This window comes from Nonomuraea sp. B208 (assembly GCF_057536035.1).
On sequence record NZ_BAAJOU010000028.1, the window covers coordinates 706073 to 729534 of the forward strand.

A 23462-nucleotide genomic window follows, 5' to 3' on the forward strand; every position below is an offset into this window, starting at 1 on the left:
AGAGGAAGGGCATGAGCGAGATGCCCTATGAGCTGCCGGAAGCCGTCGGCGGCGTTGACGGGGAGAGCGACGTGGTGGCCGAACGCTCCGGCTGCGTCACCCGGCACAACCGCCGTCCGGTCTCCGCCGACATGCCCCAGGACCTCGATCCGCCGCATCCGTACGAGGAGCCGGAGGAGAACGAGGAGGACGTCACCCGCCCCGACATCGGCCCCACCGGCTGACCCGGCTCAGGCGCGGGCGCGCAGGTGGGCGAGCGTCCGCTCCAGCTCGGCCTGCAGGACGGCCTCGGCGGCGGGCCCGTCGCCGCGCCGGACGGCGTCCACCAGGGCGGCATGCGAGTCGTGCCCGGGGTCGGGGTCGTGCTCGCGCAGGCCGAGCAGCTCCACCAGGTCGATCAGCCGCTCCCGCAGCACCGGGGCGAACTCCGCGAACAGGTCCGTCAGCACCGGGTTTCCGGCCGCGGCCACGACCGCCGCGTGCAACGCGATGTCGGCGTCCACGAACCCGGCGTCACTCCCGGTGGCGGCGGCGTGCCGGGCCGCGAGCGCGGCCTCCAGCGCCGCCACGTCCTCCTCGGTGCGCCGCTCGGCGGCCAGGCGCGCCGCGCGGGTCTCGACCATGACGCGGACCTCGTACACGTCGGTGATGGCGGCGCGGCGCAGCCGGGCCGGCCAGTCCTCGGCCGGCTCGGTGGCGATGACGTAGACGCCGGAGCCCTGCCGGGCCTGCACGAGGCCGGCGCCGGCGAGCGCCCGCAGCGCCTCCCTGACCGTGGAGCGGCCGACGCCGAGCGCCTTGGCGAGGGCGTTCTCGCCGGGCAGGCGGGTGCCGACCGGCCATTCGCCCTGGGTGATCTGCTCCCGCAGGTGCTCGGTGGCCTGTTCGACGAGCGGGCTGGGGCGGAGGGAGCCGAGGGGCATCGAAAAGAACCTCTCAGGTTGTCTGAGGACCTGTGGTGTGGTTAGTCTAGCGCCTATGACGTCGTACGGTCTCCTCCTCGGCCGCCGCGGCGGGGCCTGACCGGACCGGCACCCCGTCGCGGTGGCCCGATCGTGCCGGTCTTCCCCCACCGGAGACGGACGACAAGGAACCCGACCGCCATGCACCCCTGGAACCGGCAGCGCCCCAGCGGCATGCCCTCCCACCGCTACCGCCCCGCCCACGAGCGCGTCGAGGTCCCCCTCGCCGCCGACCGCTCCTGGCCCGCCCGCCGCCTCACGCACGCCCCGCTCTGGGTGCCCGTCGACCTGCGCGACGGCAACCAGGCGCTGGCCGAGCCGATGGACCCGGCCCGCAAGCGCACGATGTTCGCGCTGCTGACGCGCATGGGGTTCAAGGAGATCGAGGTCGGCTACCCGTCCTCCAGCCGGCTCGACTTCGACTTCGTCCGCGAGCTGGCCGCGCCGGGCGCGCTGCCCGAGGACGTGACGCCCGTGGTGTTCACCGCGGCCCGCGCCGACCTCATCGAGCGCACCTTCGCCGCCATGGAGGGCCTGCCGCGCGCGGTCGTGCACCTCTACACCGCCACCGCGCCCACCTGGCGCGAGGTCGTGCTCGGCCACGACCGGCGCGAGCTGCGCGCCCTGATCATGGACGCCGCCGGGCAGATCGCCCGGCTCGCCGACGGCCTGCCCGGCGTGCGCTTCGAGTTCTCGCCGGAGGTCTTCAACCTCACCGAGCCGGACTACGCGCTGGAGGTGTGCAACGACCTGACCGCCCTGTGGGACGCCTCTCCGGACCGCCCGGTGATCCACAACCTGCCGGCCACGGTCGAGATCTCCACCCCGAACGTGTACGCCGACCAGATCGAGCACATGCACCGCCACCTCGACCGCAGGGACGCGGTGATCCTCTCCGTGCACCCGCACAACGACCGCGGCACCGGCGTGGCCTGTGCCGAGCTGGCCCTGCTGGCGGGGGCGCAGCGGGTGGAGGGCTGCCTGTTCGGCAACGGCGAGCGCACCGGCAACGTCGACCTGGTCACGCTCGCGCTCAACCTGCACACCCAGGGCGTCGACCCGATGATCGACTTCTCCGACCTCGACGGGATCAGGCGCGTGGTCGAGCACTGCAACCGCCTGCCGGTGCCCGACCGCCACCCGTACGCGGGCGACCTCGTCCACACCGCCTTCTCCGGCACCCACCAGGACGCCATCGGCAAGGGCCTGGCCCACCACGCCAAGCGCGCCGCCGAGCTGGGCGTGCCGCCGGAGCAGGCGCCGTGGGAGGTGCCGTACCTGCCGATCGACCCGGCCGACGTGGGCCGCGGCTACCAGGCGGTCATCCGGGTCAACAGCCAGTCGGGCAAGGGCGGCATCGCCTACCTGCTGCGCAGCAGGTACGGCCTGGAGCTGCCGCGCCGCCTGCAGATCGACTTCGCGGCCGTCGTGCAGCGGGCCACGGACGGCAGCGGCGAGGAGATCACCGCCGAGGAGCTGTGGGAGCTCTTCCGCGCCGCCTACGTCGCCCCGGGCGAGCCCGGCGCGCTCGCCGACTGGACCACGGCCCCGGCCGGGCCGGGCGAGCACGTCTTCACCGGCACGCTGCGCTCCGGCCGCCGCCTGCACGGGACCGGCAACGGCCCGCTGTCGGCGCTCACGGCCGCCCTGGCCGCCGACGGGCTCGACGTGGAGATCCTCCACTACGCCGAGCACGCGCTCGGGACGGACGCGGCCAGCGAGGCCGTGGCCTACGTCGAGGCGCGCGTCGCGGGCCGGACGCGCTGGGGCGTGGCGCTGGACACCTCGGTGCTGACCGCGTCGGTGCACGCGGTGCTGTCCGCGGTCAACGCCGCCCTGGCGGGCGACGGGGTCAGCCCGGAGGCTCCAGCTCGCAGCGGCGCTTCAGGCTGAGCGCCTCCGTACGGACGTAGCGGCGGGTGCGGGCGCCGGTCAGCAGGGCGAGGACCGGCGCCAGCAGCCCGCTGCGGCTGATCGACAGCTCGACGACGGCCCCGCCGCGCGCGGCCGCCTCCACGACGTGCCCGGCCGCGACCGTCACGCCCGCGGCCACCGTCTCCCAGACGAACGAGCGGCCAGGGGTGAGCGCCGTCACCATCCAGTCGAGGGCCGGCATGCCGGGCTGCTCGATGCGCACCCGGCTGCCGGCGCCGAACGGCTCGTCGTCCAGCAGGCGCACGCTCGTCATCGTCGGCGTGAACTCCGGCCAGCGGGTCACGTCCGCCATCGTCCGCCACACCAGCTCGGCGGGGGCGTCCACGGCCACGCGGGTGCGGAAGGTCATCTCCTGCCCGCCGCCTCGGGCGTCAGGTGGGCCGCGCACTCGTCCCGGTAGTGCAGGACCCGGCCGCGCAGCCGCTTCGGGTCGGCCAGCACCGCCCGCGAGACCGACGGCAGGACGGCGTGCCGCACCGGCGCGAACAGCCGCGCCACGTCGGCCGGACTCGCGCCCTGCGCGCCCACCCCGGGGACCAGGATCGGCCCGTTGAGGTCGGTCAGCGGATGCTCCACCTCGGTCAGCGTGGCGCCCATGACCAGCCCCACCGGCCCGAACGGCGTCGCCCCCGCGTTCGCCGCGGTCGCGCCCGCGACGACCTGCCCGGCCACCAGCCGCTGCAGCTCCGCCGACTCCGGGTTGGAGGTGCGGGCCAGCACGAACACGCCCGCGTCGTTGGCCACCGCCGAGGCGATCGCGCCCGTCAGCGAGCCGAACCCGAGGTAGGGGCTCAGCGTCACGGCGTCGGCGGCCAGCGGGCTGCCCCGGTCGAGATACGCCTCGGCGTAGGCGGTCATCGTGCTCGCGATGTCGCCCCGCTTGACGTCCAGCAGCACGAGCGTGCCGGCCTCGCGGAGGTCGGCGATGGCGCGTTCCAGCACGGCGACGCCCCGGCTGCCCCATCGCTCGAAGAACGCCGACTGCGGCTTGACCACGGCCGCCACCTCCGCCACGGTCTCGACGACCGTCCGGCTGAAGCGTTCGAGCCCGGACGGCGAGTCGTCCAGCCCCCAGGCGTCCAGCAGGGCCGGGCTCGGATCGATGCCGACGCACAGCGGCCCGCACGCGTCGAGCCTGGCTCGCAGGCGTGCCCCGAACGACTCGTTCATGGTGAACCCCTTCGCACGGTTATGCGGCGACCCTACGGGACGGGCCACTCGGGTGAACAGGAGACCGACCGTTCCCGTTCACCAGTCTTCCGGCGGCGGCGGCAGGGGTAAGGCAGCAAGCATGTACGAGATCGCCCACCGGGTGCTGGCGCTGCGCAGCGATCCGCCCCGTGACGTGGTCGTCACGGTAGGCATGCCGTACGAGGAGCCGACGGGGGAGTGGTCGTGCCCCTACCGCATCGACGGGCTCGACGGATGGGAGCACGAGAGGAAGGTCACGGGACCCGACTCGCTGGGCGCGGCCGAGCTGGCGCTGGCCATGGTGCGGGCCGCGGTCACCGGCTCCCACGAGGCCAGGGAAGGGCTGCTGAACTGGGACGACGTCGCGCCGGGGCCGCGGGCGCAGACCGTCTGGGTCACCTGGGACAAGGAGCACGACCTCGCCTACATCGCGATGAAACGCGAGATCCTGCCCGGCGAGGCCACCCGGCAGGTGGTGGCGGAGGACGCCGTGCTCGACTACGGGGAGAAGGGACGGCTGATCGGCGTGGAGCTGATGAACGCCGCCGCCCGGCTGCCGTCGGAGATGCGCCTGTGAGCCGTCCTGATCAGGGGGGCTACGGTTACATGCCGTGAACTCTCCCCGTATCGTCGCCACCGACCTCGACGGCACCCTGCTGACCTCCGACCGCACCGTCTCGCCCCGCACCAGGGACGCGCTCCGGCTGGCCCGCGAGGCCGGGGCCGTGATCGTCTTCGTCACCGCCAGGCCGCCGCGGGGCGTGCGCGAGATCGCCGAGCAGGCGGGGGTCACGGGCACGGCGATCTGCAGCAACGGGGCCATCGTCTACGACCTGGACACCGACGAGATCACCGAGAGCCTGCCGCTCGACCCCGCCGTCGCGAGGCGCGCCGCGCTCGCCCTGGCCGAGGCGCTGCCGGGCGTCGGGCTCGCCGTCGAGACGGGCAGGGGCGTGCTGGCCGAGGCCGCCTACACCCGGCGCGTCCCCGAGGACATGCCGTTCTACCGCGAGGTCGTCTCGGTCATGGAGGAGGCGGAGCCCTTCGTCAAGCTGCTCGCCCACTCGCCGGCGCACACCGCCGACGAGATGATCGCCGCCGTGCTGGCGACCATGAAGGGCCTGGCCGAGGTCACCCAGTCGGGCGACGGCGGGCTCGTCGAGGTCAGCGCGCCGGGGGTGACCAAGGCCGCCGCCCTGGACCGCGTCTGCCGGGCGCACGGCGTGCCGGCGGGCGAGGTGGTGGCCTTCGGCGACATGCCGAACGACCTGGCGGTCCTGACGTACGCGGGCCAGGGGTACGCGATGGCCAACGCGCACCGGACGGTGCTCGCGTCGGTGCCGCGCCGCACCCTCTCCAACGACGAGCACGGCGTCGCGGCGGTGCTGGAACGCCTGTACGGCTGACGCTCACGGGGGCGCGTCGCTCCAGCGGTCCTGGGCCCGCATGACCTCGTCGGCGTGCGCGAAGGCCCACTCGCCGACCGCCCCCACCGGGCCGAGCAGGCTGCGGCCGAGCTCGGTCAGCTCGTACTCGACGCGCGGCGGCGCCTCGGCGTAGGCGTGCCGGACGACGAGGCCGTTGTACTCCAGGCGGCGCAGCGTCTCGGTGAGCACCTTCGTGCTGATGCCGCCGATCTCCTCGCGCAGCCGTCCCGGGCGGCGCGGGCCGTGCCGCAGGGACCACAGCACGACGGCGTTCCAGGTGTTGCCGAGCAGATCGAACGCCAGCCGGGCCTGGCAGTCGGCGAGGAACAACGCGGACCCTCCCGTCGTCAGGCACCGAACGGTGTGTATCGGGCTTTCTAGTGTGCTCCCACCGAAGGAAACCCTTTCACAGGAGGAGGACGTACGTGCGCATCGGGATCCTGGGCGCGGGTGGGATGGCGGACGCGCTCGGCACGCAGTGGGCCGGGGCGGGGCACGAGATCATGATCAGCGGCAGGGACGCGGCGGCGACCGCCGCCCGCGCCGCCCGGAGCGGGTTCCGGGCGGGGAGCTGGGCCGAGGCGGCCGCGTTCGGCGAGGTCGTGGTGGTGGCGGTGCGGGAGGCGGGGCTCGTGGACGTGCTGAGCGCCTGCGGCGGCGCGCTACGCGGCAAGCCGCTCGTCGACGTCACCAACGCGGCCGACCCGTCCGCCTACGACCCGGCCCGCTCGCCGGCCCTGCTCATCGGCAGGCTCAGCGGCGGCCACGTGGTCAAGGCGTTCAACCTGTGCCACGTGGACGTGTGGCGGATGACGCCGCCGGTGTTCGGCGGGCGGCCGCTCGCCGTGCCGCTGTGCGGGGACGACCCGGCGGCGCTGGCGGCGGCCCGCACGCTGGTGTCCGTCCTCGGCTGCACCCCGCTGGACGGCGGCGGCCTCGCCCGGGTGACGCAGCTCGAGGCCACGGCGGCGTTCATGATCGGGCTGTGGTTCGGCGGCGCGGACGCCCAGGCCGTGCTGCCCCCGCTGGAGCAGTCCGGCACCCACGGCGTACGCCCCGGGGCGTAGCGGTGACCACCACCCACGGCGGATGCCCGGCTGCTCTCCTCGGATGATCCTGGTGGTCACGTGTCGGCGGGAGTTCGAAGGAGAGTGTCCGTGGTGACCACGCAGGTGGCCGTGAGGAACGGGTACGTGACCGCGTTCCGGGCCGTGACGGTGCTGAACACGCTGGCCGTGCTCGCGCAGGGGGTGACGGCCGGGCAGCTCCTCAGCGGGGGCGGCGCGGGCCTGCACGCGTCGGGGGCGCTGGCCGTGCACGTGCTGGGCCTCGCCCAGCTCGTCGCCGCCGTGCTGCTGTGGCGGCCGGGACGCGGCGCGGGCTGGCCGGCCCTGGTGGCGCTGGGGGTGCTGCTGCTCGGGTTCGTGCAGTCGATGCTGGGCGGGACGGGGGCGGTGGCCGGGCACGTGCCGCTCGGGATGGCGCTGCTCGGCCTCAGCGTGTGGCTGCTCGTCGCCGCCTGGCGCCGCTGACCTGGAGTTCAGGGGTGGCGGGCGAGGTGGTCGGCGCGGCGGATCGGCTCGGGGAGGCGGTAGCGGGGGGCCAGGCGGAGGACCTGGGCGGTGACGGTGTCCAGGGAGACGCGGTGGCCCTGGGAGACGTACACCGGCTTGACGCCCGGCCGGGTGCGCAGGGCGCGGCCCACCACGGCGCCGTCGTAGGTGATCGGCGTCCAGTCACCCCGCTCCGGCCCCGGCGGCTCGTGCGTCCCGACGAACGGCGTCTTGCCCACCCCCAGCGCGGGCAGCCCGGTCAGCACGCCGAGATGGCAGGCCAGCCCGAACCCGCGCGGGTGCGCCAGGCCGTACCCGTCGCAGACCAGCAGGTCGGGCGTGACGGTGAGCCGTTCGAGTGCCTCGACGAGCGCGGGCAGCTCGCGGAAGGCGAACAGCCCCGGCACGTAAGGGAAGGCCGCCTTCCCGTGCGCCACCACCTGCTCGGCCACGGCGAGCGTGCCGGCGTCCATGACGACCACGGCGGCCGTCAGCTCGCCGTCGCCGTGGTAGTGCACGTCCAGGCCCGCCACCAGGTCGAAGGAGTCGGGCCCGGTCAGTTCGACGTGGGGGCGGAGCCGGTCCTGGACCGCCTCCGCCTCCTCGACGGTGTCCGGCCACGGATGGAGCTGCTGTACCTGCACCCGGCACAAGGTACGCCCTGACCGCGCCCGGGGCCTACTTCGCGGCGGCCGGCCCGCGTCCTGCCGGGCCGCGGGACCCGACGGCACGGACAAAACGGACAAGCCATAGCATGACCGGGTGATCGTCGGAGATGTGCTGGGCCTGCTCGGCACCGGTGTCGCGGCCGGCGTGGTGAGCACGGTCGTCAGCCTCGCCTCGATCGTCTCCTACCCCGCCCTGCTCGCCTTCGGCCTGCCCCCGCTGACCGCGAACGTCACCAACACCGTCGCCCTCGTCTTCACCGCCGTCGGCGCCGCCGCGGGCTCCCGCCCGGAGCTCGCGGGGGAGAGCCGGCCGATGCTGCGCCTCGGCCCGGTCACCGCGCTGGGCGGCGCGACCGGCGCGCTGCTGCTGCTGGTGACGCCGGGGAGGACGTTCGAGCTCATCGCGCCCTGGCTGATCGGGATGGCCTCGCTCCTGCTGGTCCGGCCGCCCTCGGGCAAGGCACGCGGCGAGCACGGGGTGCTCGGGAAGCTCGCGCTGTTCGCCGTCACGATCTACGTCGGCTACTTCGGCGCGGCCGGCGGCATCCTGCTGTTCGCCGTGCTCTCCGCGATGTTCGCCCATCCCGCCGCGAAGCTGAACGCGATGAAGAACGTGCTGTCCGGCCTGGCGAACGCGGTCGCCGCCCTCGGGTTCGCGCTGTTCGGCCCGGTGGACTGGGCGGCGGCCGCGCCGCTGGCGGCGGGCTTCCTGATCGGCGGCTGGATCGGCCCCAAGATCGCCCGCCGCCTGCCGGGCCACAGCCTGCGCTACCTGGCCGCCGCCTGCGGGGTCGCCGTGGCGGTCAAGCTCGGCTGGGACTCCTACGCGGGGTAGCCGCCGCGTGCTCGGCGACCAGGGCCGCGAAACGCAGGGTCACCTGATGCCAGACCGGGGTGGACACCGGCTCGTCGGCCACCGCCCGCGCGTGGACCTCGTCCGGGTCGAAGCCGTCGGCCTGCCACTCGCGGATGCGCGCGGGCAGCACCTCGGGATGGAACTGCACCCCCCAGGCCCGCTCGCCCACCCGGAACGCCTGGTAGGGGCAGGCCGCCGTCTCGGCCAGCCACACCGCGCCGGGCGGCAGCCTGGTGACCGCGTCCTTGTGGTGCTCGACGGCGGGCACCACCGGGGGCAGCCCGTGGAAGAGCGGGTCCGTCGCCGCCTCCGGCCGGATCGTGACGGGCAGGCTGCCGTTCTCGGGGGCTCCCGCGTCGCCGGTGACCTCGCCGCCCGCGACCTCGGCGATCATCTGGCCGCCCAGGCAGATGCCGAGCAGCGGGACGCTCTCCGCGAGCGCCTGCCCGACCAGCCGCCGGGCGCCGGCCAGCCAGGGGGCCCGGTCGTCGTCGCCCGGCAGGTAGCCGCCGCCGAGCATGATCATGGCGTCGTGCTCCAGCCGGTCGGGGAGCGGGGCGCCCTCGTGGGCGAGCACGACGTCCAGCTCGTGGCCGGCGTCCTCCAGCCAGCCGCCCACCCGGCTCGGACCGCCGCTCCTGCTGTTCTGTACCACCAGCACCCGGCCGGCCGGGAGGTCATGGATCTTCGTGTCGCGCATGGCCAAGCATTCTGCCAGGCCGCGCGCGGCCTACTCGCGGAACATCGGCCTCGTGGCGTCCTCCGGCAGGTACGGCGAGCTGCCCTGCCCGTACGCGGGGGAGACGGAAAGGGGCTCAGGGACGCTGGCCCGCCACCGCGAGGGGAACAGCGAGACGGCCAGCAGCAGCACCCCGACGAACAGCAGCATCCCCGAGTGGCCGAGGGCCAGGTAACCGTCGTTCACGCGCGCGGGCAGCCCGTCCAGCCTGAGCACCGGCCCGCCCGCGTACTCCAGGAGGGGCAGCAGGCCGAGCCCGGTGTAGGCGAGCCCGCCGATGAGCGAGGCGACGGGCGAGAGCCGCGAGCCGGCGAGGAAGGCCAGGACGATCGCGGCGGCGGCCAGCACGCCGACGGCGTGCCACGGCAGCTGGAACGTGGACCGCGACTGGACGAGGATCTCGCCGATGCCGTAGAGGAAGCCGGCGAGCGCCAGAGGAGGAAGGAGCAGCCCGGCGACCACTCCGAGGGCATGACGGGCACCATTTGACATGATCTAACCCCGTTTGTTGGCTTGGTGCCCAACCTACCCCGCCCGTCCCGCGAGTGCGGGCGTACCGTGACCGATCAGTTCTTGATCGTGTAGCTGTCGCCGTAGACCTTCCACTTCAGCGGCGGCTTGAGGTCGAGGTTGCCGTTCTTCAGGAAGACCCGCTGCATGGTGTCCACCCGGGTGGTGTCCTCGTGCGCCTCCTCGGCCTTCATCGCCGCCTTGCGCGCGTCGAGGAAGGCGTTGAGGTAGGTGACCTCGTTCCCGCCCTGCGCCGGGGTTTTGGCCTTGGCGAGCGCGGCCTTCCTGATGCCGCCGAAGCTGAGCTTGTCGCCGCCGGGGCCGTGCATGACCATCGCGTCGTAGTAGACGAACTGGCCGAGCGCCCGCAGCCCGTCCTTCTCGGCCCGGCGGACGGCCGGGTCGAAGTAGACGCGGTCGCGCTCGTCGTCCTGGGCCCGCTGGAAGACGGGGTCCTTGGCGGCGGCCTTCCAGTCCTTGGTGAAGGCAGGGTCGAGGCCGGCGTGGGAGTCGGTGCCGTTGACCTTGCGCAGGGCGGGCAGGTACTTCGCCAGGACGTTGCCGGGCTTGCGCTTGGTGTAGAGCTCGACCAGCTCCAGCATGTCGCCCGTGCCGGAGCAGAAGCCGATGATGCCCGCCGTGTAGCCGCGCTCGTCCTTGATGTCCTCGATGTAGCCGTACTGGGCCTTCCAGTCCAGTGAGGAGTTCTCCGCGCTGGACACGAGCCGCAGCGCGATGTCCTTCTTGTGCGGATCGCTGAGGTCGGGCGCGGCGCTGCCGGTGACGGCGAGGGAGAGGGTCAGGAGGGTGGCTGTGAGCACGAAAGCTCCTGGTTCGTTAGGAAAGTTTCCGAACGGACCCTACTCCGGCGACGCGCCCGAAACTACCGCTTCGGGCGAAGTGCGGCGAGCTGTTCCTCGAACGGCACGACCTCCTCGCCGGCGTCCGCCGCCTCGGGGACGCGGTGCGTCAGCAGGCCGGCCAGCTCCCCGGCGGCGCGCTCCACGCGCTCGCCGAGCCCGTCGGTGAACGCGTCCTGCCCGCCGCCCCAGTCCTCCGCCGCCGCGTACACGGCGGTCGGGACGACCACCGCCCGCAGGTACGCGAACAGCGGCCGCAGCGCGTGCTCCAGCGCCAGCGAGTGCCGCGCCGTGCCGCCGGTCGCCGCGATCAGCACCGGCTTGCCGGTCAGCGCCGTGTTGTCGAGCACGTCGAAGAACGACTTGAACAGCCCGCTGTAGGAGCCGCTGAAGATCGGCGTGACCGCGACGAGCCCGTCGGCCTCGGTGACCGCGTCCAGCGCCGCGCGCAGCCGCGCGTTGGGAAACCCGGTGACGAAGGCGTTGGCCACGTCGACGGCCAGTTCGCGCAGCTCGATCACCCGCACGTCGGGCTCGTGCCCGGCCAGCCGCCGGACCGCCGCCTCGGCGAGGCGGTCGGCGAGCAGCCGGGTCGAGGACGGCTGGGTCAGTCCGGCCGTGACGACCGCGAGCTTCATGATGTCTCCTTCGTACGGGGGGTCAGGCTTCCACGGGGGCGATCTCCGCCTCCTGCTTGGCGGCGAGCAGGGAGGCGTGCGTCGGCGCGTCCGGCACCTCGGCCGGCCGGTTCTTGGCGAACTCGGCGCGCAGCACCGGCACGACCTCCTCGCCCAGGAGGTCGAGCTGCTCCAGCACGGTCTTCAGCGGCAGGCCGGCGTGATCCATGAGGAACAGCTGGCGCTGGTAGTCGCCGAAGTAGTCCCTGAACTCCAGCGTCCGCTCGATGACCTGCTGCGGGCTGCCGACGGTCAGCGGCGTCTCGGCCGTGAACTCCTCCAGCGAGGGGCCGTGGCCGTACACGGGGGCATTGTCGAAGTACGGACGGAACTCCCTGATCGCGTCCTGGGAGTTCTTGCGCATGAACACCTGCCCGCCGAGCCCGACGATCGCCTGCTCGGGGGTGCCGTGGCCGTAGTGGGCGTAGCGCCGCCGGTAGAGGGCGATGAGCCGCTGGAAGTGCTCCTTCGGCCAGAAGATGTTGTTGGCGAAGAAGCCGTCGCCGTAGTAGGCGGCCTGCTCGGCGATCTCGGGGCTGCGGATCGAGCCGTGCCACACGAACGGCGGCACCCCGTCCAGCGGGCGCGGCGTCGAGGTGAAGCCCTGGAGCGGCGTGCGGAACTTGCCCTCCCAGTCGACCACGTCCTCGCGCCAGAGCCGGTGCAGCAGCGCGTAGTTCTCCACCGCGAGGGGGATGCCCTGGCGGATGTCCTGGCCGAACCACGGGTAGACCGGGCCGGTGTTGCCCCGGCCCATCATCACGTCCACGCGGCCCTCCGCCAGGTGCTGGAGCATCGCGAAGTCCTCGGCGATCTTCACCGGGTCGTTCGTGGTGATGAGGGTCGTGGAGGTCGACAGGATCAGCCGCTCGGTGCGCGCCGCGATGTAGCCGAGCATGGTGGTGGGGGAGGACGGCACGAACGGCGGGTTGTGGTGCTCGCCGGTCGCGAAGACGTCCAGGCCGACCTCCTCGGCCTTGAGCGCGATCGTCACCATGGCCTTGATCCGCTCATGCTCGGTCGGCGTCCTGCCCGTCGTGGGGTCCATGGTCACGTCGCCCACGGTGAAGATCCCGAACTGCACTTTAGTCACCATCCATGACTGTTGAAACTTTAACGGTTACGGTAGCGCTCAGGCCCTCGTGGTTATTCCATCATCGTCGTTCAGAGGGCGTTGATGCCCGCCGGGCCGAGCACCCGCTCGGGCGCCCCGTGCTCGGCCACGGCGATCATGGCCTTGCCGATCTGCTCGGTCGTCGTCATCGCTGGGCCGAACATCCGCCGCAGGAGCGGATAGACCGGGCGCGTGACGATGTAGCCGAGGCGGTAGAGCCGGGTGCGCGAGGTGATGCCGTGCATGGGCTGGATGTAGCCGGGCCGGAACATGTAGGCCCGCAGGTCCATCGCCAGCAGCGCGTTCTCCGTCTCGCCCTTCACCCGCGCCCACATGGCGCGGCCGTGGGCGTCGGTGCCGGCGCCGGAGACGTAGACGAAGACCGAGCCGGGGCTGAGCCTGGCCAGGACGCGGCCGGCCGTCACCGTGTAATCGTAGGTGACGTGCCGGTAGTCCTTCTCGTTCATGCCGGCCGAGGAGACGCCCAGGCAGAAGAAGCAGGCGTCGTACCCGGCCAGGCGGTCCTCGATCGGCGACAGGTCGGTCAGGTCGCCGTGGACGAGCTCGCGCAGCTTGGGATGGGCGACGCCGGTCGCCGTGCGCCCGACGGTGAGCACGTCCGTGACCCTGGCGTCGAGCAGGCACTCGCGCAGCACGCCCCGGCCCACCATGCCGGTCGCCCCGAAGATGATCACTTTCATGGCGGCCCGCCCCGATCGTCTCGCCGATGTCGTCAGGGGAAGGATAGGGCCGGGCGGCGGGGTGGGCGGCAGGGTGGGCGGCAGGGTGGGCGGCGGGGTGGGCGGCAGGGTGGGCGGCAGGGTGGGCGGCAGGGTGGGCGCGCGGGCGGGCGGGGGAGGGCTACGGGCCCGCGAGATCGCGGGCCGCCTCGGCCAGCAGGGCCACCGCCGGCGCCGGGAGCTCCAGCCCGCGGGTCGAGATCCCGATCGCCCACGCCGTGCCGGCGACCACGGCCCCCGCGCACGCCACCTGCTCGCGGAACTGCCCGTGCTCCTCCACCACCACCTGCCCCGGAGGCAGGCCCGCCAGCTCCTCCTCCACGTCCTCCAAGGTGGCCGGGGTGGCGGAGGTGAAGCGCGGCAGCCGGCCGTACCCGAGCAGGATCTCCCGCCGGTCCCGCGCCGGCAGCGCCCGCAGCAGCGCCTTACCGAGCGCGGTCGCGTGCGGCGCGGTCTCCAGCCCCGACTGCAGGTCCTCCAGCCACGGCGAGCGCGGCCCCTGGACGACGTCCACCACCAGCAGCCGCCCGTCGGCGAGCTGCGCCAGGTACGCGGTGTGCCCCGTGACCTCCGTCAGATGCCGCAGCACGGAGCGGGCGCGCGGCGGCCGCTCGAAGGCGTCCAGCATGTCGTGGAAGCGCTCGGCCACCTTCGAGCCCAGCAGGTAGTCGCCCTCGGGCCGCCGGTGCAGGTAGCCCTCGTAGCACAGCGTGCGGACCAGGTGGTACGACGTCGACAGGTTGAGCCCGCAGCGGCGGGCGATCACCTTGACCGGCAGGGGCCGATCGGCCCGCGCCACCTCCTCCAGCACGCGCAGGGCACGCGAGACACTGCGGATCAGATCGCTGGGCTGTGCGTCACCTGTCATCGCTCCAGCATCTTCGCCGGGTGGGATCGGCACGCCTGACCCGGCGGACATACCCGCCTGACGGTGAGGACAGGCCGGTGATATCGCAGTGCGCCAGTGGGGCGCGCGGGACAGGTCAGCGGGCGGTGCGCCAGCTCTGCTCCTCCACCAGCTCCACGCTGCGCCAGCCGTCCGGGGTGCGGCGCAGGCGGTGGTGGTACCAGCCGCCGCCGTGCAGGAAGCCCGCCGTCCCGGCCGCGACCATCTCCCGGCTCGGCGCGAGGGTGTCGGTGAACGGCGCGCTCACGCGGGCCTCCCCGTCGCCGCTGAAGTCGATCACCGGCGCGCCGATCAGGTGCAGCCGGCCCGGCCAGTGCGCCAGCACCTCCGCGAGCCACGCCTTCACCTCCTCCCGCCCGCCCCTGACGCCGCCCGCCGAGCTGTAGTCGATCACGGCGTCCTCGGTGAACACCTCGTCGAGCCGCTCCCAGCGGCCCGAGTCGACGGCGCGGGTGTAGCGGGCCAGCAGGTCCGCGATCTCCAGGCGGTCGGCGAGCTCTCGTGCGTCCATGCGGTGATCGTCGCGCCGGGACGGCGTTCCCGCCAGACCCGGTGCACGCCGGCGCGCTCAGAGCAGCCAGTTGACCACCACGGTCAGCACGATCGACAGCAGGACCGACACGATGATCATCAGCAGGCAGCCCGTCCAGCCGCCCAGCGGCCGCACGTCCCAGTTCCCGAACCTCATGGCCCGCGCCTACCCCGGCCCGGGAGCCCCAGACAAGCACGAAGCCCCGGCCTGTCGGGACCGGGGCTGTGGCGTCGTGCTGGTGGACGATACTGGGATTGAACCAGTGACCTCTTCCGTGTCAGGGAAGCGCTCTCCCGCTGAGCTAATCGTCCTTGTGAGGTGGCGACGGGATTTGAACCCGTGTGGACGGCTTTGCAGGCCGCTGCCTCGCCTCTCGGCCACGCCACCGAGCCGGAAGCTCCGAGCGGAAGACGGGATTCGAACCCGCGACCCTCACCTTGGCAAGGTGATGCTCTACCACTGAGCCACTTCCGCATCCGCCCCGCTCGCGACCCGGGGCGACGAGAGAACTGTAGCGAATCTCGGCCGAGTACCCAAACTGGATAAGCCGCGCCCCCTCGCCCGCCGGGCTCAGGCTGGACGCGGGCCCGCCGTCTCCAGGCGGTAGTCCTGGCCGGAGACCCGCCGGTTGTCGTCGATCACCTGCTCGGACGCGGGCTTCACCCCGTCCACGACCGCGTCCTGCCGCTGCTCGAACCGCTCGTGGGGGCCGGGCGCGTAGCCGGTGCCCAGCGTGGTCCAGCCGGCCTGGGCGGCGAGCAGCTGCCGCAGGTACGCCTTGTTCGGCTCGAACGTCACCGGCGGCGGCAGCGCCGGGGCCAGCACCTGGTCCGGGTCGCGCCCGTCGAAGCGCCGGAACAGCTCGGCCGCCAGCCGCAGGTGCTCCAGCTCCATCCCCAGGTGCAGCTCCCAGAGGCGCTTCACCTCCGGGTCGGACTCGGTCTCCATGAAGGAGTAGTAGAGGTAGCACTCGTTGTACTCATGGTTGAGCAGCCGCTCCCACCAGCTCTGCCCCGGGTCCACCAGGGACTCGTAGAGGGTGACGTGCTCCTCCTCCACCATGCCGATCTCCTGGTAGAGCCCGCGCGCGACCGGCTCCATCTGCTGGGGGCCGGCGTTGAGGTAGTAGTTCATGGTCTGCTGCTCGGTCGCCGCGATCGTCAGGGCGTGCAGGCGGGACAGCGGCTCGGTGCGGCCGCGGTCGTACGCCTCGCGCACGTCGTCCACCGGATCGCGGTGCTGCAGGTGCGTCGGCCGCCCCGGCATGATCTCGGTCACGTCGCCGACGATCTTCTCGGCCTCGCGGTGCTCGAGCAGCTCGTACAGGTTGGCGTACCGGTAGAGGTGGTCGACCTCGTCCAGCACCCCGAACTCGTACGCCTGCCGCAGGTACGGGTCCGGCTCCATCCGCGCCACCCACGCCGTCAGGTCCACGGCGACCTGCTCGTAGGCGATGGTCGTCTCCAGCACCGACGACACCCCGGGCAGCAGCCAGTTCACCGCCTTCTGCTGCTGCGCCTCGACGGCGCGGACCTGGGCGAGCCGCCGTCTGAGCGCCTCGTCCGGGCAGTGCCGGGCCAGGTGGTGGCTGAACAGCACCGCCTCCACCTCGATGCCGTTCATCGTGATGATCCGGCAGCGGGTGTACGGGTCGGCGCGGTCGGGGTCGATGGGCGTGCGGTGCAGCTCGCGCCAGTCGCGCAGCTGCCTGTCCAGCGGGATGCCCCGCTCCTGCAGCGGATCGAAGGCCATGTCGCGGGCCGTACCCGGAGGCCGGGCGGGCAACCTCCGCGTTGGGTCCCCGGACGGCCCGCGTTCGGTAAGGAGGCGCGTGCCAGGGGGGAGGCCGGGTAGGCCGCCTGGCGTGGCTGAACACGATGTGATCGACCTGCTGGTGGCCCAGCACGGGAGGATCAGGGACCTGTTCGACGAGGTCGAGCAGGCGCCGCCGGACAAGGTGGAGGCGGCCTTCGCCCGCCTGACGCGGATGCTGTCCATGCACGAGACCGCCGAGGAGGAGATCGTCCATCCGTACGCGCGCAGGAAGCTCGACAACGGCCCCGGCGTCGTCGCCGACCGGCTGCGCGAGGAGAGCCTGACCAGGCGGCTGCTGCAGGACCTGCACCACGACGGCGTGGACCACCCCCGGTTCTGGGACCGCCTGGCCGAGCTGCGGGCCGCCGTCACCGCGCACGCGCGCGGCGAGGAGCGCTACGAGTTCGCCCGGCTGCGCGCCCGTACGACGCCCGTCGAACGCCGGGCGATGGGCGCGGCGCTCCGGGCCGCCGAGGGCCTGGCGACGATCCGCCCGCATGCCGGCGCCGAGTCCGCCACCAGGAACCTGCTGGTGGGCACCCCGAGGGCGGTCGCGGAACGGGCCCGCGACGCGATCCGCAGAGCCCTCGGGAGAAGCTGAGTCCCCGGGAGAAGCTGAGCCCTCGGCAGGAGCTGAGCCCTCAGCAGGAGCTGAGCCCTCGCGCGCACCCTTCGACGCGGACCGAAATGTCCGCGTACTACCGTCGTGAGCATGGAACACATCGCCCGGGACGCCGACATCGCCCCCGTAGCCGCGCTCATCGCGGACCCGACCCGGGCGGCCATCCTCACGGCCCTCCTCGACGGCCGCGCGCTCGCGGCGGGGGAGCTGGCCAGGGTCGCCGGAGTGAGCGCCGCCACCGCGAGCGCCCACCTGGCGAGGCTGCTCGACGGCCGGCTCGTGGACGTCGTCCGGCAGGGCCGCCACCGCTACTACCGCCTCTCCGGCCATGAGGTCGCCGAGGTCCTGGAGGTCCTCGCCAGGATCAGCGCCCGGCCGCCGGTCCGCTCGCTGCGCCAGTCCCGCCAGGCGCGGCTCCTGGAGGAGGCCCGCACCTGCTACGACCACCTCGCCGGACGCGCCGGCGTCGGGCTGCTCGACGGCCTGCGCGCCGGCGGCTACTACACCGGCGCCGACCTCACCGGCGAGGGCGAGCGGTTGCTGACCGGTCTCGGCGTGGACGTGGCGGGCGCGCGCGGCTCGCGGCGCAGGTTCGCCCCCGAGTGCCTGGACTGGACCGAGCGCCGCGCGCACCTCGGCGGTGCGCTCGGCGCGGCGGTCACCGACGCGCTGTTCGAGCGCGGCTGGTACCGCCGGGGTACGGTCCCACGTGCGGTGATCCTGACGGACGAGGGCAGGGAAGGGCTGGCCGCGTTGTTTCCGAGTAAGGAGCTAACATCGCACACACCAGTTACCTGACGAGGGAGTGCCCACCATGCGCGACAACGGAGTCGTGGCCGTAGGCCCGGAGCCGCTGAGCTTCCAGGACGTGATCGACGTGGCCCGCCACGGTGCCGCGGTCAGGCTCACCGACGACGCCGTGGCCGCCATGGCCGCCGCCCGCCAGCGGGTGGACGAGCTGGCCGAGAGCCCCGTCCCCGCGTACGGCGTCTCGACCGGGTTCGGCGCCCTCGCCACCCGGCACATCGACCCGGCGCTGCGCGCGCAGCTCCAGCGCTCCCTCGTCCGCTCGCACGCGGCCGGCAACGGCCCCGAGGTCGAGACCGAGGTCGTGCGCGCCCTCATGCTGCTGCGCCTGCACACCCTCGCCACCGGCCACACCGGCATCCGCCCGGTCACCGCCAAGACCCTGGCCGCCCTCATCAGCGCCGGCCTCACCCCGGTCGTGCACGAGTACGGCAGCCTCGGCTGCTCCGGCGACCTCGCCCCGCTCGCGCACGTCGCGCTCACCCTCATGGGCGAGGGCGTGGTCCGCGACCGCGACGGCGACCTCCGGCCCGCCGCCGAGGCGCTGAAGCAGGCCCGCATCGAGCCCGTCGAGCTGGCCGCCAAGGAGGGCCTGGCGCTCATCAACGGCACCGACGGCATGCTCGGCATGCTCGTCCTCGCCGTCCACGACCTCACCCGCCTGGTCCGCACCGCCGACGTGAGCGCCGCCATGAGCGTGGAGGCGCTGCTCGGCACCGACCGCGTCTTCGCCCCGGAGCTGCAGGCCCTGCGCCCCCACCCCGGCCAGGCGAGCTCGGCCGCCAACATGGTGAAGGTGCTGCGCGAGTCGGACATCATGGCCAGCCACCGCGACCCGGAGGCGTGCACCCGCGTCCAGGACGCCTACTCGCTGCGCTGCGCCCCGCAGGTCGCCGGGGCGGTCCGCGACACGCTCGCGCACGCCGCCACCGTCGCCGAGCGGGAGCTGGCCAGCGCCGTGGACAACCCGGCCGTGCTGGCCGACGGCCGGGTGGAGTCCAACGGCAACTTCCACGGGGCGCCCCTCGCGTACGTGCTGGACTTCCTCGCCGTGGTGGCCGCCGACCTGGCGTCGATGTCGGAGCGGCGTACCGACCGGTTCCTCGACGTGGCGCGCAACCACGGGCTGCCCGCCTTCCTCGCCGACGACCCCGGCGTGGACTCCGGTCACATGATCGCCCAGTACACCCAGGCCGCGATCGTCTCCGAGCTGAAGCGCCTGGCCGTGCCCGCCAGCGTCGACTCGATCCCCAGCTCGGCCATGCAGGAGGACCACGTGTCCATGGGCTGGTCGGCGGCGCGCAAGCTGCGCAGGTCGATCGACGGGCTCACCCGTGTGCTGGCGATCGAGGTGCTGACCGCCGCCCGCGCGCTCGACCTGCGCGCGCCCCTGCGGCCCGCCCCCGCGACGGCCGCCGTGGTGCGGGCGCTGCGCGAGACCGTGCCCGCCCCCGGGCCCGACCGGTTCCTGGCGCCGGAGATCGACGCCGCCGTCCGCCTGGTCGCCGACGGCGGCGTGGTCACCGCGGTGGAGCAGGTCACCGGCCCCCTGGCGTGACCCGCGAGGGCAGCGCCACGATCAGGTCCACCTCCAGCAGCAGCCCCGGCATGAACAGCCGCGACACCTCCACGGTCGTGCTGGCCGGGGGCGTGCCGGTGATGTACTTGCGGCGCACCGCGCCGTGCTCGGCGCGGGCGTCCATGTCCGTCAGGTACGTGCGGATGAACGCGATGTCGCCGAACCCCGCCCCCTGGTCGGCGAGAATGCGCTCGATGACCTGGTAGACGTGCTCGGACTGGGCCGTCATCGAGCCCTCGCCGACGATCCGGCCCTCCTCGTCGAAGGCCGCGACCCCCGAGACGTAGAGCGTGTCGCCGGCCCGCACCGCGTGGGAGTACATCCCGTTCGTGGCCGGGACCGTCGCCAGGTTGAGCGGCACCGCCCGCGTACCGGCCCGGTGGCCCCCCACGTGGGCGGCGATGGCGGTCAGGTCGCGCTCGCCCAGCCCGGCCGCCCGCGCCTCCTGCAGCCGGGCGCGGGCGGCCCCCGCCACGCTCGCGCCCTCCCACGCCCCCAGCTCCAGGTCCTTGGCGGCGTGCGCGAGGGAGTAGCGGGTCTCGGCGGCGGGCACGCGCAGCCGCTCGGCCAGCGCGCCCAGCGGGGTGGCCGCCAGCACGCCGAACAGCTCCTCGCGGTCCACGCCGTGCGCCTCCCCGTACGCCAGCGTCTCGGCCAGCAGCACCTGGGCGGGCACCAGCGCGTTCATCACGGCCAGCTTCATGGCCGCGCCCGCGCCCAGCGGCCCGAGCTCGCGCACCGTGCCGAACACCGACAGCACCTCGCGGCAGCGCGCCAGGTCCGCGCCGTCGCCGCCGGCCAGCACGGTCAGTGAGCCCTCGGCCGCCGGGCCGACGCTGCCCAGCACCGGCGCGTCCACCAGGCCGACCCCGGCCGGCAGCAGTGCGCGCAGCTCACGCACCGCCTCCGGGCCGATCGTGGACATCTCGACCACCGTCGTGCCCGCCCGCAGCCCCGGCAGGGCCGCCGTCAGCACCTCGCGGACCGCCGCCGGATCGCTCAGCATCGTGATGACCAGGTCCGCGCCCTCCACCGCCGCCGCGGCGGTGACGCCCGTGCCGCGCCGCCAGGTGGTCACGTCGTGCCCGGCCGCCGCCAGCCGCCGGGTCATGGGGACGCCCATGCGTCCCTGTCCGAGAAAAGCAATCATGCGGGCCAGTGAAGCGGTAAGCCCGGTATTCCACCACCGACTAGATTGCATGCCAGCCATGCTTGATACGAATGCCTTCGACGCCGCCACGCTCCGCCTCTTCGACGAGGTCGCACGGAGCGGATCCTTCACGGCCGCCGCCGAGCTGCTCGGCTACACCCAGTCCGCGGTCTCGCGCCGCGTCGCCGCACTCGAACGGGCCGCCGGCGGGCCGCTGTTCGAACGGCTGGCCCGCGGCGTCCGGCTCACCCCGGCGGGGGCCGCCCTGCACCGGCACGCCGTCGCCGTCCTCGACCGGCTGGAGCGGGCCGGGGAGGAGCTGGCCGCCCTGCACGCGGGCCGGGGCGGCACGCTGCGGCTCGGCGCGTTCGCCACGGCGAACGTGGACCTGGTGCCCGGCACGCTCAGGCGCTTCGCCGCCCGCCGCCCCGACGTCGAGCTGCGCCTGGTCGAAGGGCTGACCACCAAGCTGCTGGAGCGCCTGCGCGCCGGGGCGCTGGACGCCGCCGTCATCAGCGACTACCCGGCGGGCCTGCCCGCCGCGGACGCGGGCCGCTTGGTGCCGCTGCGCGAGGACCGCCTGCTGGTCGCCCTGCCCGCCGGGCACCGGCTGGCCGCCGAGGCCGAGGTGGACCTGCGCGACCTGGCGGGGGAGACGTGGATCGAGGCCGCCCCGCGCGGCCAGCCGACGCTGCTGCTCGCCGCGTGCGCCGCCGCCGGGTTCGCGCCGCGCGGCGGGCTGCGGGTGGCCGAGTGGACCGGCAAGTTCGGCTTCGTCGCCGCCGGGCTCGGCGTGACGCTCGTGCCCGAGCTGGCGGCCCGCGCCGTACCGGCCGGGCTGGTGCTGCGGCCCCTGCGCGGGCAGGCCCCCGCCCGCAGGGTGTACGCGGCCCTGCCGGAAGACCCCCTCCCCGCCGCACTGGAATTCGTCCAACTCCTGGAAGAATGGGAAGCGTGTACGGATTCGCCCACTTAGGTCATATGTTGGCCACCGGGCTACGGGACGTGACCTCCGACCTCGCCGCGCTCGACGGCGAGGGCTGGTGGGCTGTCGTCGTGGACTACGAGGGCAAGGTGACGTGCGCCCGCTTCGACCAGGTGCGCCCCGCGCCGCTGCCCCGCCCCGCCGTTCCTTGGCACGGTCCAAAGCCGGATGAGTGGCGCAGTTCGCTCGACCGTGACGCCTACGAGAGCGGCGTGCGCGCCATCCGCGCCCTCATCGAGCGGGGCGAGGTCTACCAGGCCAACCTGTGCCGCGTGCTGACCGCTCCGCTGCCGTCCACCGCCGACCCGCTCGCCCTGGCCGTACGGCTCGCCGAGGGCAACCCCGCCCCGTACGGCGGCGTGGTCCGCGTCCCCGGCCTCAGCGTGGTGACCGCCTCGCCCGAGCTCTACCTCGCGCGCGACGGCGACGTCGTCGAGTCCCGGCCGATCAAGGGCACCGGCGTCACCGCCGCCGACCTGCTGCCGAAGGACCACGCCGAGAACGTGATGATCGTCGACCTGGTCCGCAACGACCTCGGTCAGGTGGCGGCCGTCGGCTCGGTCGAGGTGCCGGAGCTGTGCGTGGTCGAGGAGCACCCCGGGCTGGTCCACCTCGTCTCGACCGTACGCGCCAGGCTCGCGCCCGGAGCGGGCTGGCCGGAGCTGTTCGCCGCGACGTTCCCGCCGGGCTCGGTCACGGGAGCCCCCAAATCGTCCGCGCTGCGCATCATCAACGAGCTCGAACCCGCACCTCGGGGCCCGTACTGTGGCACGGTGGGTTGGGTCGACGCCGACCGACGCAGGGCGGCGCTGGCCGTCGGCATCAGGACCTTCCAGATCTCGGCAGGCGAGATCCGGTTCGGCACGGGAGCGGGCATCACCTGGGGCAGCGATCCCCGGCGCGAATGGCTCGAGACCGAGCTCAAAGCAGCCAGGCTCATAGCCCTGGCATCCACAGGAGGAAACGCATGAACATCCCTGTCTGGGTCAACGGGGAGCTGATCGACCCCGCGCAGGCCACCGTCTCGGTCTTCGACCACGGGCTCATGGTCGGCGACGGCGTCTTCGAGACCATCAAGCTCGTGCACGGCCGGTCGTTCGCGCTCACCCGGCACCTCGACCGGCTCAGGCTCTCGGCCCAGCGCATGGACCTGCCCGAGCCGGACGTCGCCGCCATCGCCGACGGCATCGGCCGCCTCCTGGAGCACGCCCCCGACTGGGCGCTCGGCCGCATCCGCGTCACCTACACCAGCGGCCCCGGCCCCCTCGGCTCCGACCGCGGCAACGAGGGCACCACGACGGTCGTCATCGTGGACGAGCAGAAGCCGTTCCCCGCCACCGCGAACGTCACCGTCGTCCCCTGGCCGCGCAACGAGCGCGGCGCGCTCTCCGGCGTCAAGAGCACCTCCTACGGCGACAACGCCAAGGCCCTCCTCTACGCCAAGAAGCGCGGCGGCGGCGAGGCCGTCTTCGGCAACCTCGCCGGCAACCTGTGCGAGGGCACCGGCTCCAACGTCTTCCTCGTCCTCGACGGGCGCCTGGTCACCCCCACCCTGGAGGCCGGCTGCCTGGCCGGTGTGACCCGCGGGCTGGTGCTGGAGTGGTTCGGCGGCGAGGAGACCGACGTCCCGCTGTCGGCCCTGTACGAGGCCGAGGAGGCGTTCCTGACCTCCACCACGCGCGACGTGCAGCCGATCAAGCTCGTGGACGACACCGAGCTGCCGATCGCCCCCGGCCCGATCACCAGCAAGGCCATGCGGGTCTTCGCCGAGCGCTCGGCCTCCGACCTGGACCCGTGACCGGCGTACGCCTCTGACGAGCTCCGGCCGCGCGT

28 protein-coding genes and 3 tRNA genes are annotated in these 23462 nt (G+C 73.6%); 13 read left to right on the forward strand and 18 right to left on the reverse strand.

Annotation, left to right across the window (positions count from 1 at the left end; translation table 11 throughout):
- Nucleotides 1-11: 11 nt before the first annotated feature.
- Nucleotides 12-224: a hypothetical protein gene (locus AC27IY_RS39555; protein ID WP_344218175.1), complete on the forward strand. Its 213-nt coding sequence runs from the start codon at nucleotides 12-14 to the stop codon at nucleotides 222-224.
- Nucleotides 225-230: 6 nt separating this feature from the next.
- On the opposite strand, the gene AC27IY_RS39560 is transcribed toward AC27IY_RS39555, so the two are convergent.
- Nucleotides 231-923 carry a FadR/GntR family transcriptional regulator gene (locus tag AC27IY_RS39560; RefSeq protein WP_423450508.1) on the reverse strand — a complete coding sequence of 231 codons (693 nt, stop codon included), beginning with the start codon at nucleotides 921-923 and terminating at the stop codon, nucleotides 231-233.
- 180 nt (nucleotides 924-1103) lie between these two features.
- Here AC27IY_RS39560 and AC27IY_RS39565 point away from each other — a divergent pair, with 180 nt between their 5' ends.
- Nucleotides 1104-2855 carry a 2-isopropylmalate synthase gene (locus AC27IY_RS39565; RefSeq protein WP_487181131.1) on the forward strand — a complete coding sequence of 584 codons (1752 nt, stop codon included), beginning with the start codon at nucleotides 1104-1106 and terminating at the stop codon, nucleotides 2853-2855.
- On the opposite strand, the gene AC27IY_RS39570 is transcribed toward AC27IY_RS39565, so the two are convergent.
- Together AC27IY_RS39570 and pyrF are read right to left on the reverse strand one after the other, a co-directional pair.
- On the reverse strand, nucleotides 2815-3246 hold the full coding sequence (locus AC27IY_RS39570) for an SRPBCC family protein (RefSeq protein ID WP_487181132.1): 432 nt from the start codon (nucleotides 3244-3246) through the stop codon (nucleotides 2815-2817). The two genes, AC27IY_RS39565 and AC27IY_RS39570, sit on opposite strands and share 41 nt — an antisense overlap.
- Nucleotides 3243-4067, reverse strand: coding sequence for an orotidine-5'-phosphate decarboxylase (pyrF, locus tag AC27IY_RS39575; protein ID WP_344218167.1), 825 nt, complete (start codon nucleotides 4065-4067; stop codon nucleotides 3243-3245). The genes AC27IY_RS39570 and pyrF overlap by 4 nt, the downstream gene beginning before the upstream one ends.
- Nucleotides 4068-4188: 121 nt before the next feature.
- Between pyrF and AC27IY_RS39580 the strand changes: the two genes are divergently transcribed.
- Both AC27IY_RS39580 and AC27IY_RS39585 read left to right on the forward strand, forming a co-directional pair.
- On the forward strand, nucleotides 4189-4665 hold the full coding sequence (locus AC27IY_RS39580) for a DUF2283 domain-containing protein (RefSeq protein WP_423450504.1): 477 nt from the start codon (nucleotides 4189-4191) through the stop codon (nucleotides 4663-4665).
- 34 nt (nucleotides 4666-4699) lie between these two features.
- Nucleotides 4700-5494 carry an HAD family hydrolase gene (locus tag AC27IY_RS39585; protein ID WP_449945571.1) on the forward strand — a complete coding sequence of 265 codons (795 nt, stop codon included), beginning with the start codon at nucleotides 4700-4702 and terminating at the stop codon, nucleotides 5492-5494.
- A 3-nt stretch (nucleotides 5495-5497) separates the two neighbouring features.
- Here AC27IY_RS39585 and AC27IY_RS39590 read toward each other — a convergent pair whose 3' ends face one another.
- Nucleotides 5498-5845 carry a winged helix-turn-helix transcriptional regulator gene (locus AC27IY_RS39590; RefSeq protein ID WP_364444994.1) on the reverse strand — a complete coding sequence of 116 codons (348 nt, stop codon included), beginning with the start codon at nucleotides 5843-5845 and terminating at the stop codon, nucleotides 5498-5500.
- A gap of 95 nt (nucleotides 5846-5940) precedes the next feature.
- Here AC27IY_RS39590 and AC27IY_RS39595 point away from each other — a divergent pair, with 95 nt between their 5' ends.
- Nucleotides 5941-6582 (forward strand): NADPH-dependent F420 reductase, encoded by a 642-nt coding sequence (locus AC27IY_RS39595; protein ID WP_487181133.1) that lies wholly within the window; start codon nucleotides 5941-5943, stop codon nucleotides 6580-6582.
- Nucleotides 6583-6672: 90 nt separating this feature from the next.
- Complete coding sequence (locus AC27IY_RS39600; RefSeq protein WP_423450500.1) at nucleotides 6673-7047, forward strand: hypothetical protein; 375 nt, start codon at nucleotides 6673-6675, stop codon at nucleotides 7045-7047.
- An 8-nt stretch (nucleotides 7048-7055) separates the two neighbouring features.
- Here AC27IY_RS39600 and AC27IY_RS39605 read toward each other — a convergent pair whose 3' ends face one another.
- Complete coding sequence (locus AC27IY_RS39605; protein WP_487181134.1) at nucleotides 7056-7712, reverse strand: endonuclease V; 657 nt, start codon at nucleotides 7710-7712, stop codon at nucleotides 7056-7058.
- A 118-nt stretch (nucleotides 7713-7830) separates the two neighbouring features.
- Here AC27IY_RS39605 and AC27IY_RS39610 point away from each other — a divergent pair, with 118 nt between their 5' ends.
- Entirely contained in the window at nucleotides 7831-8571 is a 741-nt protein-coding gene (locus AC27IY_RS39610; protein WP_487181135.1) for a sulfite exporter TauE/SafE family protein, read from the forward strand.
- Here AC27IY_RS39610 and AC27IY_RS39615 read toward each other — a convergent pair.
- The 12 genes from AC27IY_RS39615 to AC27IY_RS39670 form a co-directional block, all read right to left on the reverse strand.
- Nucleotides 8540-9292: a type 1 glutamine amidotransferase gene (locus AC27IY_RS39615; protein ID WP_487181136.1), complete on the reverse strand. Its 753-nt coding sequence runs from the start codon at nucleotides 9290-9292 to the stop codon at nucleotides 8540-8542. The genes AC27IY_RS39610 and AC27IY_RS39615 overlap by 32 nt on opposite strands.
- A gap of 30 nt (nucleotides 9293-9322) precedes the next feature.
- Entirely contained in the window at nucleotides 9323-9823 is a 501-nt protein-coding gene (locus AC27IY_RS39620) for a hypothetical protein (protein WP_487181137.1), read from the reverse strand.
- A 74-nt stretch (nucleotides 9824-9897) separates the two neighbouring features.
- On the reverse strand, nucleotides 9898-10662 hold the full coding sequence (locus AC27IY_RS39625; protein ID WP_487181138.1) for a chitosanase: 765 nt from the start codon (nucleotides 10660-10662) through the stop codon (nucleotides 9898-9900).
- Between the two features lie 62 nt (nucleotides 10663-10724).
- Nucleotides 10725-11339, reverse strand: a complete 615-nt coding sequence (locus AC27IY_RS39630; protein ID WP_423450488.1) for an FMN reductase — start codon at nucleotides 11337-11339, stop codon at nucleotides 10725-10727.
- Nucleotides 11340-11361: 22 nt separating this feature from the next.
- Entirely contained in the window at nucleotides 11362-12462 is a 1101-nt protein-coding gene (locus tag AC27IY_RS39635) for an LLM class flavin-dependent oxidoreductase (RefSeq protein WP_344218143.1), read from the reverse strand.
- An 80-nt stretch (nucleotides 12463-12542) separates the two neighbouring features.
- A complete protein-coding gene (locus AC27IY_RS39640; protein WP_364445010.1) occupies nucleotides 12543-13193 on the reverse strand; it encodes an NAD(P)H-binding protein in 651 nt (216 codons plus the stop codon).
- Between the two features lie 160 nt (nucleotides 13194-13353).
- Nucleotides 13354-14100, reverse strand: a complete 747-nt coding sequence (locus tag AC27IY_RS39645; RefSeq protein ID WP_423450484.1) for an IclR family transcriptional regulator — start codon at nucleotides 14098-14100, stop codon at nucleotides 13354-13356.
- A 115-nt stretch (nucleotides 14101-14215) separates the two neighbouring features.
- Nucleotides 14216-14650, reverse strand: coding sequence for a nuclear transport factor 2 family protein (locus tag AC27IY_RS39650; protein ID WP_344218137.1), 435 nt, complete (start codon nucleotides 14648-14650; stop codon nucleotides 14216-14218).
- A 257-nt stretch (nucleotides 14651-14907) separates the two neighbouring features.
- A tRNA-Val gene (locus AC27IY_RS39655) sits at nucleotides 14908-14982 on the reverse strand.
- 5 nt (nucleotides 14983-14987) lie between these two features.
- Nucleotides 14988-15058, reverse strand: a tRNA-Cys gene (locus tag AC27IY_RS39660).
- Nucleotides 15059-15073: 15 nt separating this feature from the next.
- Nucleotides 15074-15145, reverse strand: a tRNA-Gly gene (locus AC27IY_RS39665).
- A gap of 96 nt (nucleotides 15146-15241) precedes the next feature.
- Nucleotides 15242-16423 carry a hypothetical protein gene (locus tag AC27IY_RS39670; protein WP_423476429.1) on the reverse strand — a complete coding sequence of 394 codons (1182 nt, stop codon included), beginning with the start codon at nucleotides 16421-16423 and terminating at the stop codon, nucleotides 15242-15244.
- A gap of 112 nt (nucleotides 16424-16535) precedes the next feature.
- Between AC27IY_RS39670 and AC27IY_RS39675 the strand changes: the two genes are divergently transcribed.
- From AC27IY_RS39675 to hutH, 3 genes are all read left to right on the forward strand, one after another.
- Nucleotides 16536-17087 carry a hemerythrin domain-containing protein gene (locus tag AC27IY_RS39675; RefSeq protein ID WP_344218133.1) on the forward strand — a complete coding sequence of 184 codons (552 nt, stop codon included), beginning with the start codon at nucleotides 16536-16538 and terminating at the stop codon, nucleotides 17085-17087.
- Between the two features lie 111 nt (nucleotides 17088-17198).
- Nucleotides 17199-17906, forward strand: coding sequence for an ArsR/SmtB family transcription factor (locus AC27IY_RS39680; RefSeq protein ID WP_364445015.1), 708 nt, complete (start codon nucleotides 17199-17201; stop codon nucleotides 17904-17906).
- Nucleotides 17907-17922: 16 nt separating this feature from the next.
- Nucleotides 17923-19473, forward strand: a complete 1551-nt coding sequence (hutH, locus tag AC27IY_RS39685) for a histidine ammonia-lyase (RefSeq protein WP_487181139.1) — start codon at nucleotides 17923-17925, stop codon at nucleotides 19471-19473.
- On the opposite strand, the gene AC27IY_RS39690 is transcribed toward hutH, so the two are convergent.
- Nucleotides 19454-20644: an NAD(P)-binding domain-containing protein gene (locus AC27IY_RS39690; RefSeq protein WP_487181140.1), complete on the reverse strand. Its 1191-nt coding sequence runs from the start codon at nucleotides 20642-20644 to the stop codon at nucleotides 19454-19456. The two genes, hutH and AC27IY_RS39690, sit on opposite strands and share 20 nt — an antisense overlap.
- Nucleotides 20645-20702: 58 nt before the next feature.
- On the opposite strand from AC27IY_RS39690, the gene AC27IY_RS39695 reads away from it, so the two are divergent.
- From AC27IY_RS39695 to AC27IY_RS39705, 3 genes are read left to right on the forward strand one after another with little or no spacing between them, the layout of a single operon-like run.
- On the forward strand, nucleotides 20703-21620 hold the full coding sequence (locus AC27IY_RS39695) for a LysR family transcriptional regulator (protein WP_423476426.1): 918 nt from the start codon (nucleotides 20703-20705) through the stop codon (nucleotides 21618-21620).
- Nucleotides 21590-22600, forward strand: coding sequence for a chorismate-binding protein (locus AC27IY_RS39700; RefSeq protein ID WP_344218123.1), 1011 nt, complete (start codon nucleotides 21590-21592; stop codon nucleotides 22598-22600). Before AC27IY_RS39695 ends, AC27IY_RS39700 begins: the two co-directional genes overlap by 31 nt.
- The gene (locus AC27IY_RS39705; protein WP_344218121.1) at nucleotides 22597-23427 is read left to right on the forward strand and encodes an aminotransferase class IV; all 831 of its coding nucleotides are present in this window, start codon (nucleotides 22597-22599) and stop codon (nucleotides 23425-23427) included. The genes AC27IY_RS39700 and AC27IY_RS39705 overlap by 4 nt, the downstream gene beginning before the upstream one ends.
- Nucleotides 23428-23462 lie beyond the last annotated feature (35 nt).